19 protein-coding genes and 2 pseudogenes are annotated in these 18,742 nt (G+C 55.5%); 10 read left to right on the top strand and 11 right to left on the bottom strand.

The annotated features are described in order from the left end of the window. Positions 1-50: 50 nt before the first annotated feature. The 3 genes from ACOTX3_RS07900 to ACOTX3_RS07890 all read left to right on the top strand — a co-directional run bounded on the left by ACOTX3_RS07900 (position 51) and on the right by ACOTX3_RS07890 (position 2,747). Positions 51-404, top strand: coding sequence for a DsrE/DsrF/TusD sulfur relay family protein (locus ACOTX3_RS07900; RefSeq protein WP_020690905.1), 354 nt, complete (start codon positions 51-53; stop codon positions 402-404). Between the two features lie 106 nt (positions 405-510). Then, positions 511-2,295 carry a methyl-accepting chemotaxis protein gene (locus tag ACOTX3_RS07895; RefSeq protein WP_048972371.1) on the top strand — a complete coding sequence of 595 codons (1,785 nt, stop codon included), beginning with the start codon at positions 511-513 and terminating at the stop codon, positions 2,293-2,295. 212 nt (positions 2,296-2,507) lie between these two features. After that, a complete protein-coding gene (locus tag ACOTX3_RS07890; protein WP_013096243.1) occupies positions 2,508-2,747 on the top strand; it encodes a DUF1883 domain-containing protein in 240 nt (79 codons plus the stop codon). Between the two features lie 41 nt (positions 2,748-2,788). Here ACOTX3_RS07890 and ACOTX3_RS07885 read toward each other — a convergent pair whose 3' ends face one another. Then, positions 2,789-3,484: a gamma-glutamylcyclotransferase gene (locus ACOTX3_RS07885; protein WP_127869009.1), complete on the bottom strand. Its 696-nt coding sequence runs from the start codon at positions 3,482-3,484 to the stop codon at positions 2,789-2,791. Between the two features lie 177 nt (positions 3,485-3,661). Continuing rightward, positions 3,662-3,892, bottom strand: coding sequence for a putative cation transport regulator ChaB (chaB, locus tag ACOTX3_RS07880; protein ID WP_013096240.1), 231 nt, complete (start codon positions 3,890-3,892; stop codon positions 3,662-3,664). 270 nt (positions 3,893-4,162) lie between these two features. Between chaB and chaA the strand changes: the two genes are divergently transcribed. Next, positions 4,163-5,263 carry a sodium-potassium/proton antiporter ChaA gene (chaA, locus tag ACOTX3_RS07875; protein ID WP_029882731.1) on the top strand — a complete coding sequence of 367 codons (1,101 nt, stop codon included), beginning with the start codon at positions 4,163-4,165 and terminating at the stop codon, positions 5,261-5,263. 115 nt (positions 5,264-5,378) lie between these two features. Here chaA and kdsA read toward each other — a convergent pair whose 3' ends face one another. The 7 genes and pseudogenes from kdsA to hemA form a co-directional block, all read right to left on the bottom strand. Further along, entirely contained in the window at positions 5,379-6,233 is an 855-nt protein-coding gene (gene kdsA, locus ACOTX3_RS07870; protein ID WP_013096237.1) for a 3-deoxy-8-phosphooctulonate synthase, read from the bottom strand. A gap of 36 nt (positions 6,234-6,269) precedes the next feature. Further along, positions 6,270-7,079, bottom strand: a complete 810-nt coding sequence (gene sirB1, locus ACOTX3_RS07865) for an invasion regulator SirB1 (RefSeq protein ID WP_013096236.1) — start codon at positions 7,077-7,079, stop codon at positions 6,270-6,272. A gap of 3 nt (positions 7,080-7,082) precedes the next feature. Next, positions 7,083-7,225: pseudogene (locus ACOTX3_RS07860) on the bottom strand (siroheme synthase); the annotation flags it as partial. Between the two features lie 123 nt (positions 7,226-7,348). Further along, positions 7,349-7,447, bottom strand: a pseudogene (locus ACOTX3_RS07855) (siroheme synthase); the annotation flags it as partial. Further along, positions 7,417-8,253 carry a peptide chain release factor N(5)-glutamine methyltransferase gene (gene prmC, locus ACOTX3_RS07850; RefSeq protein WP_058678626.1) on the bottom strand — a complete coding sequence of 279 codons (837 nt, stop codon included), beginning with the start codon at positions 8,251-8,253 and terminating at the stop codon, positions 7,417-7,419. The gene prmC and the pseudogene ACOTX3_RS07855, both read right to left, overlap by 31 nt. Beyond that, positions 8,253-9,335, bottom strand: a complete 1,083-nt coding sequence (gene prfA, locus ACOTX3_RS07845; protein WP_013096233.1) for a peptide chain release factor 1 — start codon at positions 9,333-9,335, stop codon at positions 8,253-8,255. The genes prmC and prfA overlap by 1 nt, the downstream gene beginning before the upstream one ends. Before the next feature lie 41 nt (positions 9,336-9,376). Then, entirely contained in the window at positions 9,377-10,633 is a 1,257-nt protein-coding gene (hemA, locus tag ACOTX3_RS07840) for a glutamyl-tRNA reductase (protein WP_013096232.1), read from the bottom strand. Between the two features lie 201 nt (positions 10,634-10,834). Between hemA and lolB the strand changes: the two genes are divergently transcribed. From lolB to dauA, 4 genes are all read left to right on the top strand, one after another. After that, the gene (lolB, locus tag ACOTX3_RS07835) at positions 10,835-11,446 is read left to right on the top strand and encodes a lipoprotein insertase outer membrane protein LolB (RefSeq protein WP_013096231.1); all 612 of its coding nucleotides are present in this window, start codon (positions 10,835-10,837) and stop codon (positions 11,444-11,446) included. Next, the gene (gene ispE / locus ACOTX3_RS07830; protein ID WP_058678625.1) at positions 11,443-12,312 is read left to right on the top strand and encodes a 4-(cytidine 5'-diphospho)-2-C-methyl-D-erythritol kinase; all 870 of its coding nucleotides are present in this window, start codon (positions 11,443-11,445) and stop codon (positions 12,310-12,312) included. The genes lolB and ispE overlap by 4 nt, the downstream gene beginning before the upstream one ends. 127 nt (positions 12,313-12,439) lie before the next feature. After that, entirely contained in the window at positions 12,440-13,387 is a 948-nt protein-coding gene (gene prs, locus ACOTX3_RS07825) for a ribose-phosphate diphosphokinase (protein ID WP_003856663.1), read from the top strand. A gap of 124 nt (positions 13,388-13,511) precedes the next feature. Continuing rightward, positions 13,512-15,191 carry a C4-dicarboxylic acid transporter DauA gene (gene dauA / locus ACOTX3_RS07820; RefSeq protein WP_040022152.1) on the top strand — a complete coding sequence of 560 codons (1,680 nt, stop codon included), beginning with the start codon at positions 13,512-13,514 and terminating at the stop codon, positions 15,189-15,191. On the opposite strand, the gene ACOTX3_RS07815 is transcribed toward dauA, so the two are convergent. Both ACOTX3_RS07815 and ychH read right to left on the bottom strand, forming a co-directional pair. Next, complete coding sequence (locus ACOTX3_RS07815) at positions 15,177-16,235, bottom strand: MerR family transcriptional regulator (RefSeq protein WP_058678624.1); 1,059 nt, start codon at positions 16,233-16,235, stop codon at positions 15,177-15,179. The genes dauA and ACOTX3_RS07815 overlap by 15 nt on opposite strands. A 124-nt stretch (positions 16,236-16,359) precedes the next feature. Beyond that, on the bottom strand, positions 16,360-16,635 hold the full coding sequence (gene ychH / locus ACOTX3_RS07810; RefSeq protein ID WP_013096227.1) for a stress-induced protein YchH: 276 nt from the start codon (positions 16,633-16,635) through the stop codon (positions 16,360-16,362). Positions 16,636-16,908: 273 nt separating this feature from the next. On the opposite strand from ychH, the gene pth reads away from it, so the two are divergent. Continuing rightward, on the top strand, positions 16,909-17,493 hold the full coding sequence (gene pth, locus ACOTX3_RS07805) for an aminoacyl-tRNA hydrolase (RefSeq protein WP_013096226.1): 585 nt from the start codon (positions 16,909-16,911) through the stop codon (positions 17,491-17,493). 126 nt (positions 17,494-17,619) lie between these two features. Beyond that, positions 17,620-18,711, top strand: coding sequence for a redox-regulated ATPase YchF (gene ychF / locus ACOTX3_RS07800; RefSeq protein ID WP_013096225.1), 1,092 nt, complete (start codon positions 17,620-17,622; stop codon positions 18,709-18,711). Positions 18,712-18,742: the final 31 nt, after the last annotated feature.

The following is an 18,742-nucleotide window of genomic DNA, read 5'->3' as shown; positions in this document are numbered from 1 at the left end:
ACCTGGGAGAATCAAGCAATATTCGTGCCTTAATATAAACAGGAGTTAACATGCAGAAGATTGTGATCGTCGCCAACGGGGCGGCCTACGGCAGCGAATCCCTTTTTAATAGCCTGCGTCTGGCCATAGCATTGCGCGATAACGCGAGCGAGCTGGATCTGCGGATCTTTTTGATGTCCGACGCAGTCACCGCTGGCCTGAAAGGCCAAAAACCGGCAGAGGGCTACAACATTCAGCAGATGCTGGAGATCCTGACGGCGCAAAACGTGCCGGTTAAGCTTTGCAAAACCTGCACCGACGGGCGCGGTATCACCGGGCTGCCGCTGATTGACGGCGTGGAAATTGGCACACTTGTCGAGCTGGCCGAGTGGACGTTAGCCGCCGATAAAGTATTAACTTTTTAATAATAAACCCGTAAAAATATTATTTTCTTATGGACGCGGTTTCAGCATCAAGTTTACCTGCGGGGTTGCCGATAGGCATGGAAACAACACAGCAGGTATTTCACTTATGTTCAGATCGATTCGTGCTCGCATCATTGCCGCGACGACAGGCTGCCTGGTCGTCGCCCTTCTTCTCAATACCGTCATTAATTTCCAGGTCACGCGCCAGGATAATCAGCAGTCGCAGCGTGACATTCTGACCAGCACCAGCGCCAGCCATAACATGGCGATTGCCGACTGGGTTAAAAGCAAAATGACGGTCATTACCTCCGCCCAGAGCGTGGCGCTGAGTGACGACCCGGTACCGGTCTTTAAACAACTCGCCCAGGCGGGAGGCTTCACCAACGTCTATGTGGGCTATGCCACTAAAACGGCGAAATTCTCTGAGCCTGCGGGCGTGCCTGCGGATTATGACCCGACCATTCGCCCCTGGTATCAGCAGGTGGTCAGCCAGGACGGACCGGTGGTGACCGCGCCTTACGTGGACGCCGGAACCGGAAAACTGGTGGTAACTTTTGCGGTACCGGTAAAAGAAAACGGGACCCTGAAAGCAGTGGTGGCGGGCGATGTGGCCATGGATAGCGTGGTCGCTAACGTGCGCGGCATTCACCCGACCCCGGCCAGCAGCGGGTTACTTCTGAACAGTGACGGCAGCGTTATCGCCGCCAACGATCCGGCCCTGACGTTAAAACCGTTTGCAGAAACCATTACCGGCACCGATTTAGTGACCCTGAAAAGCGGTGAACCGGTTGATGGCACATTTGACGGCGGTGATAAAACCCTCGTGGCCACGGCCGTTCCGGGAACAAACTGGATGCTGGTGGTCGCGCTCGACAATAACGACGCCACCTCCGGCATGCGCTCGCTGCTGAAAGCCTCGGCGCTCTCGCTGGTGATCCTCGCCCTGCTGAGCGGCGCGCTTGTCCACATTCTTATTGCCCGCCTGCTCAAGCGGTTGTCCGATATCCGCGACGCGATGCATAACATCGCCAACGGTACCAACGATCTCTCCCAGCGCCTGCCGGAGAGCGGTAACGACGAAGTGGCGCAAATCGCCCAGGCGTTTAACGCCTTTAGCGATAAGCTCTCGGTGGTGATGATCCAGCTGCGTGATGCCAGCGCCTCGGTGAAAAATGCCGCCCAGGAGATTGCGGCTGGCAACCAGGATCTCTCCGGGCGCACCGAGCAGGCAGCCTCCAGCCTGCGTGAAACCGCCAGCGCCGTAGAGCAGATCACCGCGTCGGTGACTCAGTCAAATGAGTCCGCGGCAGAAGCGAATGAACAGGCCAGTAAAGCCTCCGCTGCGGCCTCACGCGGCGGTGAGGTCGTCTCTCAGGCCATCAGCACCATGCAATCCATTGAAGTGGCTTCGGCAAAAATTGGCGATATCACCAGCGTGATTGATGGCATCGCCTTCCAGACCAATATCCTGGCGCTGAACGCCTCGGTGGAAGCAGCGCGCGCCGGTGAGCAGGGCCGCGGATTTGCCGTGGTGGCAGGCGAAGTGCGTAACCTGGCGAGCCGCAGCGCCCAGGCGGCGAAGGAGATCAAATCGCTTATCGACTCCACCACCGACAGCGTGGCAACCGGCTCCCGCTATGTACACCTGGCCGGGGAAAGCATGGATGAGATCCGCGCCAGCATCGGCAGCGTCTCGGGTATCATGCGTGAAATTTCCATCGCCACCAGCGAGCAGATGAAAGGCATCCATGAGATCAACCATGCTGTCACGCACCTCGACAGAATGGTGCAGCAGAACGCTGAACTGGTGGTGCAATCCGCCGCAGCCGCCAGCGCCCTGCAGAGCCAGGCGGGCGACCTTGCTGAAACTGCCGGACATTTCCGCATTTAATTTTCTTCTGGCGCGCCTTCACCGTGTAAATGCGCGCCAGCTGAATGCTTTCAGGTATTTTGTCATTTTTGTTTAAACGTTATGCCATTTTTTGATCAAAATCAGCATCCCGACGCTCCCCCTTTGGTGTTATGCCATGAGTGAATTGTGAACAACATCACGCTCGGAAATGGCAGCAGGGAGAGCGTTGTTTAAGACTACGGGGTAAATAAATGGCACTGGTAAAAACAAGTTTGAAACTGTTTGGCGGGGATACGGTAGTGGTGCGTTGTTCAGAGCGCTGCCGTATTCATTTGATGAGTGCGAAGGCACAAAAACAATCGCAGGCAGATATCCTGACCGTGCAGGATGATAAGGCGTGGCTAACCGTCCCTTATACCGGCACATGGGATGTCCTGATTGACAGCCATAGTCAGTCACTCGAACACTCAGTCAGCTACGTGGCCGCTTAAAAACAGACGCCCGGTCTGCACTCTCGCAGCCGGGCGTATTATCAGGCAAAACCCGGACGCAGCGGGTTATTCAGCGGATTTCCTTCCAGCAGTGCTTTCACCTTCGCTACCAGCTCATTCAGACACTCGTCCTGCATGCCGAGGCGCGTCAGTTCCTGATCGAGTGAAAACAGATACTGCGCGTTTGTGCCGAGCGGTCCACTGGCCGCCGCAATCAACGGCGCGATCACCTGCGTGCGGGTATCCGCTTCATACAGGGGATGGCGCGGATCCATAATAAACACCAGCGCGTTGACGGTGCGTCCGTCATCAAGTTCCAGCTTGCACCAGCTTGGCATATAGCAGCCGGTGATCATCTCGCGCTTCCAGAGCAGCGTCAGCTCCTCTTCGAGGGTGGCATCCGGCAGGCGATACGCCACCCCCGTGGTGCGTCCGCCCTCTTTCAGTGCAAGCATACGTCCCGGCTGACAGGCACTTCCGCGTCCGGCGGTTAATCGCAGACAAAATGCGCGATGCCACCCCGGGAGCGTAGCTGTCGCCGATTCGACAAATTCCAGAGCCGGGTTCCACATCAGCGAACCGTAGCCAAAAATCCATACCGGGCCATCATCCGGGCGGCAGGCAAGCGTGGCAGCGAGCGACGCCGCACGTTGTTCAGCTGACCAGAGAAGCGATTCCTCAATAGCACCAAATGCCGTCTTACAATCTGCCTTCATTAAGAAATCACGCGTTAACACTTTACACCTCCGCCACTGCATGCTTCCTTGCGACATCTGTAATTCACCTTCCCGGCATTATCTACTGGTCATTTTGCCAGCAGTTGAATAACGATAAGCAATTCGCGGGCCAGTTGCAATACAACGGCAGTTCAACCGCCTGAAAAGTCAAAATGAAGGCAGCTTATTATTTTACGGCTATTTCTTTTTATGCCATTTATCATCGTCTCCTTTCTCGTAGTCATGTTTTACTGCCGCCCAGGCCACTTTATGCGCCGTCTCTTCCCGGCTGGCATCGTCCCGACGATCGTCTTTATCTTTGTATTGATCCCAGGCGCTGTTAAACGCCTCTTTATAGATATCCTGCGCATGTGCGGGCAGTACGTTTTGCACGTTATCGGGTAAATCGCGTTTCGTTTTATATGGCATCACTAACCTCTCTTTTGCTTAAAAAGATAAGTGTGGACGACGATGCTGCAAGCTGCCAGTCGCGGATCAATTTTGAAGAATTAATGAAGTTAATTACATGTTATTTAATATGTATTAATCAAAAATATGACATTATGGATATCAGGAGACTTAAAACAGGATTAGGGTAAAATTAAGTAAAAGATAAAGGGTATTTAACAGAGATCTGTTAATTTAATGACCTCAAAATTCTATCTATAATTACAAGCACCTGCATTTATGGAGAAGCACATGACAGCAGCACACGAGGCGGTAAAAACCCGCCACAAGGAGACGTCGCTCATTTTCCCGGTTCTGGCACTGGCTGTGCTGCTCTTCTGGGGAAGCAGTCAGTCACTGCCAGTGGTGGTTGGTATCAATATTCTTGCGCTGGTAGGGATTTTAACCAGTGCCTTTAGCGTGGTTCGCCATGCCGATGTCCTGGCCCACCGTCTGGGCGAGCCGTATGGATCGTTAATTCTCAGCCTTTCCGTTGTGATTCTTGAGGTCAGCCTCATTTCCGCGCTGATGGCGACCGGTGATGCCGCGCCAACCCTGATGCGCGATACGCTCTATTCCATCATTATGATTGTGACCGGCGGTCTGGTGGGCTTTTCACTGTTGCTGGGCGGCCGTAAGTTCGCCACCCAGTATATGAACCTGTTTGGCATTAAACAGTATTTGATCGCCCTGTTCCCGCTGGCGATTATCGTGCTGGTCTTCCCGATGGCGTTGCCGGGAGCAAACTTCTCTACCGGTCAGGCGCTGCTGGTCGCATTGATTTCCGCCGCCATGTACGGCGTGTTCCTGTTGATTCAGACCAAAACGCACCAGAGTCTGTTTGTGTACGAGCATGAAGACGACAGCGACGACGATGACCCGCACCATGGCAAACCGTCTGCGCACAGCAGCGCGTGGCACACGGTTTGGCTGATCGTACATCTGATTGCGGTTATCGCCGTCACCAAGATGAACGCCAACCCGCTGGAGACACTGTTAACCGAGATGAATGCCCCGGTGGCCTTTACCGGCTTCCTGGTGGCGCTGCTGATCCTCTCGCCGGAAGGGCTGGGCGCGCTGAAAGCAGTGCTGAACAATCAGGTACAGCGCGCCATGAACCTGTTCTTCGGCTCGGTACTGGCGACCATTTCGCTTACCGTTCCGGTGGTGACGCTGATTGCCTTTATGACCGGTAACGAGCTGCAGTTTGCGCTGGGCGCGCCGGAGATGATTGTGATGATGGCGTCACTGCTGCTGTGTCAGATTTCGTTCTCAACCGGGCGCACCAATGTACTCAACGGCGCGGCGCATATGGCGCTGTTTGTGGCGTACTTAATGACAATTTTTGCGTAGCCTTTTTGCCCAGCGGCGCTTCGCTTGCAGGGCCTACGGGTTTTGTAGGCCGGGTAAGCGCAGCGCCACCCGGCAATATGTCCCATAAAAAAACCCGCCGAAGCGGGTTTTTTTATTAGTTGCTGGTATCCAGCTCGTCGAAGCTCTTCACCAGATCGTCAATCGCTTTGATCTGTTTCAGGAACGGCTCCAGTTTGTCCAGCGGCAGCGCGGATGGACCGTCGCATTTTGCATTCGCCGGATCCGGGTGCGCTTCAATGAACAGACCCGCCAGGCCGGTCGCCATACCGGCGCGCGCCAGTTCGGTCACCTGCGCACGACGGCCGCCAGACGCGGCGCCAAACGGGTCGCGGCACTGCAGAGAGTGGGTCACGTCAAAGATCACCGGAGACTGGTTAGAGACGTTTTTCATCACGGTGAAGCCCAGCATATCCACAACCAGGTTGTCGTAACCGAAGTTGGAACCACGGTCGCACAGGATCACCTTATCGTTACCGCCTTCGATAAACTTATCGACGATGTTCCCCATCTGGCCTGGGCTCACGAACTGCGGCTTCTTCACGTTGATGACCGCACCGGTTTTGGCCATCGCTTCCACCAGGTCAGTCTGACGAGCCAGGAACGCTGGCAGCTGAATAACGTCAACCACGTCAGCCACAGGCTGCGCCTGAGACGCCTCGTGAACGTCGGTGATCACTTTCACGCCAAAGGTCTGCTTCAGTTCCTGGAAAATTTTCATCCCCTCTTCCAGGCCCGGGCCACGGTAGGAGTGAATGGAAGAGCGGTTGGCTTTGTCAAAAGAGGCTTTAAACACGTACGGGATGCCCAGCTTCTGGGTCACGGTCACGTAGTGCTCGCAGATACGCATGGCGAGATCGCGGGATTCCAGCACGTTCATACCGCCAAACAGCACGAACGGCAGGTCGTTTGCCACGTTGATATCACCAATGCTAACCACTTTTTGTTTCATAGGATCGCCTTATTCAGGTGTGAATCGGAATTAAGATTAATGCAGTGTAATTTGTTTGTGCGAGATCGCGTTGATCTGCGCGCGAATCATTTCGCTGATCGGGTCTTCCGGGCATTGCTCGACGAAATAGCTTAAATCGTTCAGCGCCACATGCTCGCAGTCGAGCTGGGCATAAATCAGCCCGCGGTCGCGAATTTCGTACGGGTCTTCCGGATTAAACTGCAGCAGCACTTCGCTGGCGCGCAAGGCCAGCTCCATCTGCCGCTCTTCCATCAGTGCAGATTTCAGCGTATCCAGCAGCTTGCGGATCACTTCGGCGTTATCGGCTTCGTCGAGATCTTCGTTAAAGAGCTCGGCCACCGGGCTGATATTACCTTTCAGCCAGACATCCAGCGTATGTTCATCCAGCGTATCGCCGTTAAACGGATTGATTAACCACATCTCCCCGTCCAGCCACTCGGCACGCAGGATCATCTGCGTCGGGAAAATGACCGGCACCAGTGGAATATCCAGACGGTGCGCGATCCACAGCAAAATAGAGCCCAGCGCAACGGCGCTGCCCTGACGATTTTTTAAGACCTGGTCCAGCCATAATGCGTCAGACAGGCGATACACGCCACGCGTGTCGCAGAAACCCCACTCGCCGTAGAAAAGCTCCAGCAGCTTTTCCAGTTGCCAGTCCTGCGGACGCGCCTGATTGATCTCTTCGCGCGCCAGGCTGACCAGACTTTCCAGCTCATCGTAGACATACTGCGACGTAAAATCGTCGCGAATCATCTCCGAAATCAGGATCATGCCATCGCAGAGCGGCACTTTATTAAATTCGAAATCGGCTAAGGACCTCATGACTTACCCCAGTAACGGTATTCTTGTGGTGGCGAGTTTAATGATGATGTACAGCACCACCAGACCCAGCAGAAAGGCGATAAACCCGACCTGCTGGCTGCGCGGACGACGACGTCCAGGCGCGATAAAACCCAAAACGATATATACCCATCATACTTCAAGCTGCATGCGCGTTGGCTGCGCTCGCTCACCTCAGTCACATAGTTAACTATGCTCCTGAGGACTCGCTCTCTTGCCGCCTTCATGCAACTCGAATTATTTTGGGTATAGATGATAACGCCAAACAGCTTTTCAGTCAGCCATGCGCCTTTATCAGTAAATGGCAGATAGCCTGTTTTCACTGCCACTGCCACTGCCCCAGCGTCAGACGCTCGTTACCGCCGTAGTCGCGGCAGGTCTCGACAGCAGCATAACCCGTCTGCCTGAAGAGCCCACGCACCGCCTCCCCCTGCGTCCAGCCATGCTCCACCAGCAGCCAGCCGCCGGGCAGGAGATGTTGTCGTGACGTTGTCACAATGTGTTCCAGATCGGCCAGCCCTGCATTACCTGCGACCAGCGCCGTCAGCGGTTCAAAGCGAACATCCCCCTGCGCCAGGTGTGGGTCGTGTTCGTCAATATAGGGCGGATTACTGACAATCATCCCGAACGTCTGTTTCTCCAGCGCACTGAACCAGCTGCTTTGCAGCACGGTCACATTAGTCACGCCAAGTCGCTCAACGTTACGCTGCGCCAGTGCCACCGCGTCGGGCATCACATCGACCGCCGTTACCGCGCAATCGGGCCGCTCGGTGGCGAGCGCCAGCGCGATTGCGCCAGTGCCCGTTCCAAGATCGAGAATGCGGCTGGCCGCTGCGGGTAACCGCGCCAGCGCCTGCTCCACCAGACATTCGGTGTCGGGACGCGGGATCAGCGTCGCCGCTGAGACGAACAAGGGTAACGACCAGAACTCGCGCTCCCCGACCAGATGTGCCACCGGCTCGCCGGTTTTACGGCGGGCAAGCAGCGCGGCCAGCTGCGCTTCCTGCTCTACGGTCAGTTCGGTTTCACCGAAGGCCAACAGATACGTGCGGGCTTTTCCCGTCACATATTCCAGCAAAATTTCGGCGTCGCGCTTCGGGCTTTCACTGTCAGAGAGCGCGCCGGTGGCCTGGCGTAACCAGCTCTGAAAATCCATTATTCCTGCTCGGACAATGCCGCCAGCTGGTCGGCCTGGTATTCCTGCACGATAGGCTCAATCAGCATATCGAGCTTGCCTTCCATCACCTCATCCAGACGGTATAACGTCAGGTTGATGCGGTGGTCGGTAACGCGGCCCTGCGGGAAGTTGTAGGTACGGTTACGATCGCTACGATCGCCGCTGCCCAGCAGGTTACGACGGGTTGACGCTTCCGCCTGCTGACGTTTTGCCATTTCCGCCGCGTGAATACGCGCACCCAGCACGGACAGCGCTTTGGCTTTGTTTTTGTGCTGAGAGCGTTCGTCCTGACACTCCACCACAATGCCGGTTGGCAGGTGGGTAATACGGATGGCGGAGTCGGTGGTGTTAACGTGCTGACCACCCGCCCCGGAAGAACGGAAGGTATCGATACGCAGATCCGCCGGGTTAATGTCCGGCAGTTCCGCTTCCGGCAGCTCTGGCATCACCGCAACCGTGCAGGCTGAAGTGTGAATACGGCCCTGCGACTCGGTCGCCGGTACACGCTGCACGCGATGGCCGCCGGACTCAAACTTGAGACGGCCATACACGCCGTCACCGCTGATTTTGGCGATCACCTCTTTAAAACCGCCGTGCTCGCCTTCGTTGGCGCTCATGATCTCCACGCGCCAGCGACGCGATTCGGCGTAACGGCTGTACATGCGGAACAGGTCTCCGGCGAACAGTGCCGCCTCATCACCGCCCGTTCCGGCGCGGACTTCCACAAACGCGTTACGCTCGTCGTCTGGATCTTTCGGCAGCAGAAGCACCTGCAGCTGTTGCTCCATCTCTTCTGAGCGCGCTTTGGCATCCTGCAGCTCTTCCTGCGCCATTTCGCGCATTTCAGGATCGTCGAGCATCATCTGCGCGGTTTCGATATCTTCCTGAACCTGTTGCCAGTCGGTAAAGCATTTTGAAACATCACTTAACTGCGCATATTCACGCGACAGTGCGCGAAAACGTTCCTGGTCCGCAATGGTCCCGGCATCGCCGAGCAGCGCCTGGACTTCTTCATGGCGCTCGTGCAGAGCTTCCAGTTTAGCGACGATAGAAGGCTTCATAGGCGTAAGTGCACCTTGTAATAGAAAATGGGTATAGGGCGCTATTCCAGCCCGAGGCTGTTGCGCAGAATAGTCAGGCGTTCATCGTCCCCGTCACGGGCAGCCTGCTGAAGTGATTTGGTTGGTGCATGGATCAAGCGATTGGTCAGTTTCCAGGCCAGATCCTGCATAATAGCGTGTGCGTCGCCGCCCTGTTCCAGAGCTGCTAACGCTTTGGCAGTCAGGTCATCACGCACCTGCTCCGCCTGACCGCGATATTCGCGGATAGTCTCGCTGACGCTTTGCGCGCGCAGCCAGGCCATAAATTCACTGGCTTCCTGCTCGACAATGGTTTCCGCCTGCACCGCTGCCGCTTTACGCTGAGCAAGGTTGTGCGAAATGATGCTTTGCAGATCATCCACGCTGTAGAGATAGGCGTTGGCCAGTTTGCCAACCTCCGGTTCGACATCACGCGGAACGGCAATATCCACCAGCAGCATTGGCTGATTACGACGGGATTTCAGCGCGCGCTCTACCATCCCTTTACCGATAATCGGCAGCGGGCTGGCGGTAGAGCTGATGATGATATCCGCCTCTTTCAGACGTTCGTCGATCTCGCTCAGCGCAATCACTTCGGCCCCGACTTCGTCTGCCAGCACCTGCGCACGCTCGCGGGTGCGGTTAGCGATAACCATCTTTTTCACTTTATGCTCGCGCAGATGGCGCGCCACAAGCTCAATGGTTTCGCCCGCGCCGACCAGCATCACGGTGACGGTCGACAGGGATTCGAAGATTTGACGTGCAAGGGTACAGGCCGCGAACGCAACAGAAACCGCACTGGCACCAATGTCGGTTTCGGTTCGCACACGCTTCGCCACGGAGAATGACTTCTGGAACATACGCTCCAGCTCGCTGGCTTTCAGATGCCCTTTTTGCGAATCCGCAAACGCTTTTTTTACCTGACCGAGAATTTGCGGCTCGCCCAGCACCAGCGAATCCAGACCACTCGCGACACGCATAAGATGGCTCACCGCATCGTTATCCTGATGCCAGTACAGGCTCTTACGCAGCTCGTCTTCGTTGAGATTGTGGTAGTCGCATAACCAGCGGATCAGCGCTTCATGCAGGTTATCCTGCTCTTCCACGCTTAAGTAAAGCTCGGTACGGTTGCACGTCGAGAGCACCACCCCGCCCTGCACCATCGGTTGTGCAAGCAGGCTATCCAGCGCCAGGTCGAGCGTATCCGGCGAAAACGTGACGCGTTCTCGCAGCGAAACCGGGGCGGTTTTGTGGTTGATGCCGAGTGCTAATAGGGTCATGTTGAGCGGGAGTAGTACCAGCGTTAATAAGGTTAGCAAGACGCATCATACAGGATGCGCGAGATCAATAAAAGAGACTGCCCCCTTTCGGAGTAATAGGTTACTCAACGCTTTGAGATAATTTGAACGTAGACGGTGACACCCTTCAACGCTAGCATTAACAGTTATAACTGCAACGTATCTCAAGGATTTGTCCTCATTATGACCCGACTGATTCGCCTGCTGCCGCTGGCAGCACTGGTTCTGACCGCATGTTCTGTCACTCAACCAAAAGGCCCGGGCAAAAGCCCTGACTCACCACAGTGGCGTCAGCACCAGCAGGACGTACGTAATTTAAGTCAGTACCAGACCCGCGGCGCGTTTGCTTATCTCTCTGACGAACAAAAGGTTTATGCCCGCTTCTTCTGGCAGCAAACGGGGCAAGATAACTACCGCCTGCTGCTGCTGAACCCGTTGGGCAGTACCGAGCTGGAGCTTAACGCTAAGCCGGGTGAAGCGCAGATCACGGATAACAAAGGCCAGCACTACACCGCCACCGACGCGGAAGAGATGATTGGCAAACTGACCGGAATGCCTATCCCGCTGAACAGCCTGCGCCAGTGGATCCTGGGCCTGCCGGGTGACGCCACCGACTACACCCTGGACGATCAGTACCGTCTGAGCCAGGTGAACTACACGCAGAACGGTAAAACCTGGAAGGTGGTGTACAGCGCCTATGACAGCAACAGTAAACCGTCGCTGCCGTCGAATATGGAGCTGACGCAGGGTAGCCAGCGCATCAAGCTGAAAATGGACAACTGGATCGTTAAATGATGACCCACTGGCCCTCTCCGGCAAAACTTAACCTGTTTTTATATATCACCGACCAACGTGCTGACGGGTATCACACCCTGCAGACGCTGTTTCAGTTTATCGATTATGGCGACACGCTCTCGATTGAGCTGCGTCAGGACGGGCAGATCTGTCTGCTGACGCCGGTGGAAGGCGTAGCGCATGAGGATAACCTGATCGTGCGCGCCGCGCGTCTGCTGATGAACGCAGCGGCTGACACCGGGCGCTTGCCCGCCGGGAGCGGTGCGGATATTCGCATTGAGAAGCGTCTGCCGATGGGCGGTGGGCTGGGTGGCGGTTCATCCAATGCCGCGACCGTCCTGGTCGCCCTGAATCATCTCTGGGGCTGCGGATTGTCAACGGATGAACTGGCCGCGTTAGGGTTAACGCTGGGGGCGGATGTCCCGGTGTTTGTGCGCGGTCATGCAGCATTTGCTGAAGGGGTGGGTGAAATCCTCTCCCCGGTTGAACCGCCGGAAAAATGGTACCTCGTAGCCCATCCAGGCGTCAGCATTCCGACTCCGGTCATCTTCAAAGATCCTGAGCTGCCACGCAATACCCCGGCGCGGTCAATAGAAACGTTATTAAATTGTGAATTCAGCAACGATTGCGAGGTTATCGCAAGAAAACGTTTTCGCGAGGTTGATGCGGCGCTTTCCTGGCTGTTAGAATACGCGCCGTCGCGCCTGACTGGTACAGGGGCCTGTGTCTTTGCTGAATTTGACACCGAATCCGCCGCTCGTCAGGTGCTTGAGCAAGCGCCGGATTGGCTGCATGGTTTTGTAGCGCGCGGGATGAACACCTCCCCCCTACAGCAGGCCATTCTGGCGCAGACTGAGTTTCGGTGACAACGTCACCCTGTTCCAGACGTTGCATCGCGCTCTTTAATACACCGCCTGGATAGCATTTCGCCTGGCCCCGCACAGTTTGCGGCGAACTCTATCCACCACTGGACGCATGCCTGAGGTTCTTCTCGTGCCTGATATGAAGCTTTTTGCTGGTAACGCCACCCCGGAACTAGCACAACGTATTGCCAACCGCCTGTACACTTCCCTCGGCGACGCCGCTGTAGGTCGCTTTAGCGACGGCGAAGTCAGCGTACAAATTAACGAAAATGTACGCGGTGGTGATATTTTCATCATCCAGTCCACCTGTGCTCCAACGAATGACAACCTGATGGAATTGGTTGTTATGGTCGATGCCCTGCGTCGCGCTTCTGCAGGCCGTATCACTGCTGTAATCCCTTACTTTGGCTATGCCCGCCAGGACCGTCGCGTCCGTTCCGCGCGCGTGCCAATCACCGCTAAAGTTGTCGCGGACTTCCTGTCCAGCGTTGGCGTTGACCGCGTATTGACCGTTGACCTGCACGCAGAGCAGATTCAGGGCTTCTTCGACGTCCCGGTTGATAACGTATTCGGCAGCCCAATCCTGCTGGAAGATATGCTGCAGCTGAACCTGGACAACCCAATTGTGGTGTCTCCGGACATCGGCGGCGTGGTACGTGCCCGAGCTATCGCTAAGCTGCTGAACGATACCGACATGGCAATCATCGACAAACGCCGTCCGCGCGCTAACGTTTCTCAGGTGATGCACATCATCGGTGACGTTGCTGGCCGTGACTGCGTGCTGGTTGACGACATGATCGATACCGGCGGTACGCTGTGTAAAGCCGCTGAAGCGCTGAAAGAGCGTGGTGCCAAGCGCGTGTTCGCGTACGCGACTCACCCGATCTTCTCCGGTAACGCGGTAAACAACCTCCGTAACTCCGTCATTGACGAAGTTGTGGTATGCGATACCATCCCACTGAGTGACGAGATCAAGGCACTGCCAAACGTGCGTACCCTGACCCTGTCCGGGATGCTGGCCGAAGCGATTCGTCGTATCAGCAACGAAGAATCCATCTCTGCAATGTTCGAACACTAATCGAACACGGCCGAAAAACCCGCTGCGGCGGGTTTTTTTGTCTCTGGGTTTTATTTGTATGATTAATGCCTCCTTCACCTGCCATTCATATGACAGATGATGCGCATACGGATGATAGATAATTGTGAAAAACATCACTTCCTCACATGTTCTGCCCTTTCGCGCCCTCATCGACGCATGCTGGAAAGAGAAATACACCTCGTCACGCTTTATCCGTGACCTGATTGCCGGGATCACCGTTGGTATTATCGCCATTCCGCTCGCCATGGCGCTGGCGATTGGCAGCGGCGTGGCTCCACAGTATGGCCTGTATACCTCGGCCGTCGCCGGGATCGTGATTGCCCTCACGGGCGGTTCGCGTTTCAGTGTGTCCGGCCCTACCGCTGCTTTTGTGGTGATCCTCTATCCGGTATCACAGCAGTTTGGCCTGGCAGGCCTGCTGGTTGCCACGCTCATGTCTGGCCTCTTTTTGATTCTCTTTGGCCTGGCCCGCTTTGGCCGGCTGATTGAATATATTCCCCTTTCCGTAACGCTGGGATTCACCTCCGGGATCGGCATCACCATCGGAACGATGCAAATTAAAGATTTCCTGGGGCTGCAGATGCCTCACGTTCCTGAGCACTATCTGCAGAAAGTGGGAGCACTGTTTATGGCACTGCCCACAGCCAACATGGGCGATGCCGCCATCGGGATCGTTACGCTGGGTACGCTCATCGTCTGGCCGCGCTTAGGCATTCGTCTGCCTGGCCACCTGCCCGCGTTGCTGCTGGGCTGTGCGGTTATGGCCATCGTCAACATGTTTGGTGGTCATGTCGCCACCATCGGCTCGCAGTTCCACTATGTTCTGGCGGACGGTTCTCAGGGCAGCGGTATTCCTCAACTGTTACCACAGATGGTTCTTCCCTGGGACATGCCCGGCTCCAGCTTTACCTTAAGCTGGGATTCGCTGCGCGCACTGCTGCCCGCCGCCTTTTCAATGGCGATGCTGGGGGCGATTGAATCTCTGCTCTGCGCCGTGGTGCTTGATGGCATGACCGGTACCAAGCACAAAGCCAACAGCGAGCTGGTCGGCCAGGGCTTAGGTAACCTCATCGCTCCGTTCTTCGGCGGTATTACAGCCACCGCGGCTATCGCCCGTTCTGCGGCCAACGTGCGCGCGGGTGCAACCTCACCGGTTTCAGCGGTTATCCACTCCCTGCTGGTGATCCTCGCGTTGCTGATCCTCGCGCCGCTGCTCTCCTGGCTGCCGCTCTCCGCCATGGCCGCCCTGCTGCTGATGGTGGCCTGGAACATGAGCGAAGCGCATAAGGTGGTGAACCTGCTGCGTCGCGCACCGAAAGACGACATCATCGTCATGCTGATCTGTATGTCGCTGACCGTACTCTTCGATATGGTGATCGCCATCAGCGTCGGCATCGTGCTGGCTTCCCTGCTGTTTATGCGCCGGATCGCGCAGATGACGCGCCTTTCCCCGGTAAACGTGGAGGTGCCTGATGATGTGCTGGTGCTGCGGGTAATCGGTCCGCTCTTCTTCGCTGCGGCGGAAGGCCTGTTCAGCGATCTGGAATCCCGCATTGCGGGCAAACGGATTGTGGTGCTGAAATGGGATGCCGTACCGGTGCTGGACGCCGGTGGGCTGGACGCCTTCCAGCGCTTTGTAAAACGTCTGCCGGAAGGCTGTGAGCTGCGGGTGAGTAATCTGGAATTTCAGCCGCTGCGCACTATGGCGCGCGCTGGCGTGCAGCCGATCCCTGGCCGCCTTGCCTTCTATCCCAACCGCGACGCCGCGTTAGCGGATCTGTGATTCATCTGATGCGGAGAAACGTCTCTGCATCATTATCCCTATCGCCTGCTGGAGCCATTCAAGCACAGCAGGCGTCATCCACGTCCCTTTCATCAGATACGGCTCCTGCTGCATAGCAGCGCGAAACTTTTGCTGCGTCTCAGGGTTTGTTCCTGCGTATGACTGGAACAACGCCAGCCAGGTTTCAGCCAGCTTTTGCGCCTCGTCAGAGGCGGGGTCGAGATTTTCCCGCTGCGCCTGGTGCAGCTTCGCCACCAGCGGCGGCCACTCCATCATGCGGTCAAAGTAGTGTTTCCGGGTAAAAGCCATCTCATCGGCAGAGAGATACTTTTCCCAGATGGCCAGCTTCGATTCGGCAAACGCCCGCGTGATGTAGTCGGTCATCTCGGCGGTGATGCCCGTTTGCTCACGCATTTGCGGCTCGACGCTGTGCATCTCGTTCAGCCGGGTGAGAAACTCCGGCTTGCCGGCAGTGTCCTGCTCCAGGCGCTCCATCCAGCGCGTCGCGAGATCCATCGCCCGCGGGTCAGAAACGGGTATGTGCTGTTCCAGCAGCGTGTTGGCCTCGGTAACCAGCCCTGACCAGACAGCCGCCAGCGCATCTTTCTGCTCCGCAAACGGCAGTTGCTGTAACTCTTCTTTGCTAAACCAGCGATCGTACATATTCATTAACTCCAGAGTCTGTAGCCAGGATTCCAGATCGGGCGTTTCATCGCGGGTAAGCCCGGTGCGCAAGTCAACCAGCCTGTCACGCAGCGTGTTAATGCTGCGCAGCTGTTTATCCAGCAAACTGATTTGCGCATCGAGGAGTTCCGTTAACGAAAGCGACTCCTGCTCCAGAAAATCCCTGATTTCAGCAAGCTCCAGCCCCGCTTTTGCCAGTGCCTGAATCATATGCAAGCGCTGTACATCCGCCAGATTATAAAGCCGGTAACCTGCCGCGCTTCTGGCAGAAGGCAGCAATAACCCTGTTTGCTCATAGTGATGCAATGTGCGCACGGTGATCCCAGCGCGTTTTGCCAGTTCACCCACCTGAATCAACATAACTGCTCCTTTTATTTTGCCAGTGACGCCACTCTGGTGCCTTACGTTACGTGAGGGTCAACCCCTCAGGCAAAAAAAAACGACTCCATCTGGAGTCGTTTCAGTGTTCTTTATTCTATGCGCACTAGCTGTGCTTATGCTGGTCGCGGCGGCAGCGTTTGTCGTAATGGCGCACCCACCAGTATTTATCACACACTTCCTCATGACCGCTCACACGCGCCCCGGCGAGCCACAGAACCGCCCCCAGGAAGATGCTCAATACCGCACCATGCGCAAAGTATTGTGGGAGATCAAGCTGCGGCAATTGGTTTAAAATTGAATAACCCACACCGGCTACCATCACGAACAGCCCCAACCCCATCAGCACGTTACCGAGTAACGAAGCGTTTTTGCGTTTCATATGTCACCTCCGGAACTTTGGGTTGTAGGGAATAAGTCCCTATTCCTTGTGTGTAAAGTATAGACAACGCCCCTTTTATGAGTTGCGTCAATGATCACAATTACAGATTACTCCCAAACAAAAATTTACAAATAACGCATTGAACAGCTTGAAATTCTAATTGTTCAAATAAGTAATTATTCGTATTTCGCTGTTAAGGTCGCAGAATTTTGTCAAGCGGCGCGCCAGACAGTAAACTACGCGCCAGATCTGGAACCCATTAGGAATTGAATCGTGACGATTAAACTGATTGTCGGCCTCGCCAACCCAGGCGCAGAGTACGCTGCAACCCGCCACAATGCCGGGGCCTGGTACGTTGATCTGCTGGCCGAACGGTTACGTGCTCCCCTGCGTGAAGAACCAAAATTCTACGGGTATACCTCACGTATCAATCTCGCCGGTGCGGATGTGCGCCTGCTGGTGCCTACCACCTTTATGAACCTGAGCGGCAAGGCCGTGGCGGCAATGGCAACGTTTTATCGCATCAATCCGGATGAGATTCTGGTTGCTCACGATGAGCTGGACCTGCCGCCAGGCGTGGCAAAGTTTAAACTGGGCGGCGGCCATGGCGGACACAACGGTCTGAAAGATATCATCAGCAAGCTGGGTAATAACCCGAATTTTCACCGTTTGCGCGTAGGAATCGGCCATCCGGGCGATAAAAACAAAGTTGTTGGTTTTGTGCTGGGTAAGCCCCCGGTTTCTGAGCAGAAACTGATTGATGAGGCGGTAGACGAAGCGGCGCGCTGCACTGAAATCTGGCTCAAAGATGGGTTAACCAAAGCGACAAACCGCTTACATGCTTTCAAAGCGCAATAATCTGCCCGATACGGCATTTTTACCGCGCGGTAGGCGGGTTACGTGTATAATAGGCGTAGTTATTTACTTTTCATCAGTCGGTTATCGTTAACGGATTGATTATCAAGATATTAAGGTGATTTAGAAATGGGATTCAAATGCGGTATCGTCGGTCTGCCAAACGTGGGCAAATCCACCCTGTTTAACGCGCTTACCAAAGCGGGTATCGAAGCGGCGAACTTCCCGTTCTGTACCATCGAACCTAACACCGGCGTTGTGCCAATGCCCGACCCGCGTCTGGACCAGCTCGCGGAAATCGTGAAGCCGCAGCGCATTCTGCCAACCACCATGGAGTTCGTGGACATCGCGGGCCTGGTGAAAGGTGCATCCAAAGGTGAAGGTCTGGGTAACCAGTTCCTGACCAACATCCGTGAAACCGAAGCGATCGGTCACGTGGTGCGTTGCTTCGAGAACGACAACATTATCCACGTAGCGGGCAAAGTAAACCCGGCGGAAGATATTGATGTAATCAATACCGAGCTGGCGCTGTCGGATCTGGATACCTGCGAACGTGCGATCCACCGTATCTCCAAGAAAGCCAAAGGTGGCGATAAAGACGCCAAAGCCGAATTAGCGGTACTGGAAAAATGTCTGCCACAGCTGGAAAACGCAGGTATGCTGCGCTCTCTTGACCTGAGCAAAGACGAGAAAGAGCTTATCCGCTACCTGAGCTTCCTGACGCTGAAGCCAACCATGTACATTGCCAACGTGAACGAAGACGGTTTTGAAAATAACCCGTACCTCGATCAGGTTCGTGCTATCGCCGAGAAAGAAGGTTCTGTCGTTGTTCCGGTTTGTGCCGCTGTAGAAGCCGATATCGCCGAGCTGGATGACGAAGAGCGAGACGAGTTCATGGCCGAGCTGGGTCTGGAAGAGCCAGGTCTGAACCGCGTTATCCGTGCAGGTTATGCCCTGCTCAACCTGCAGACCTACTTCACCGCTGGGGTGAAAGAAGTGCGCGCGTGGACTATCCCTGTTGGCGCAACGGCTCCACAGGCTGCGGGCAAGATCCACACCGATTTCGAGAAAGGCTTCATCCGTGCGCAGACTATCGCGTTTGAAGACTTCATCACCTACAAGGGTGAGCAAGGCGCGAAAGAAGCCGGCAAGATGCGTGCTGAAGGGAAAGACTACATCGTTAAAGATGGCGATGTGATGAACTTCCTGTTTAACGTCTGAGTCGATATGAATGAAAAAAATCCACGCTTTG

Origin of the sequence: Enterobacter cloacae complex sp. IR5384, from assembly GCF_049237265.1 — a bacterium.
In the GTDB taxonomy this organism is placed as follows: Bacteria; Pseudomonadota; Gammaproteobacteria; order Enterobacterales; family Enterobacteriaceae; genus Enterobacter; species Enterobacter cloacae.
The sequence above is the reverse complement of the archived record's forward strand: the minus strand, read 5'-3'. Positions and strand labels throughout refer to the sequence as shown.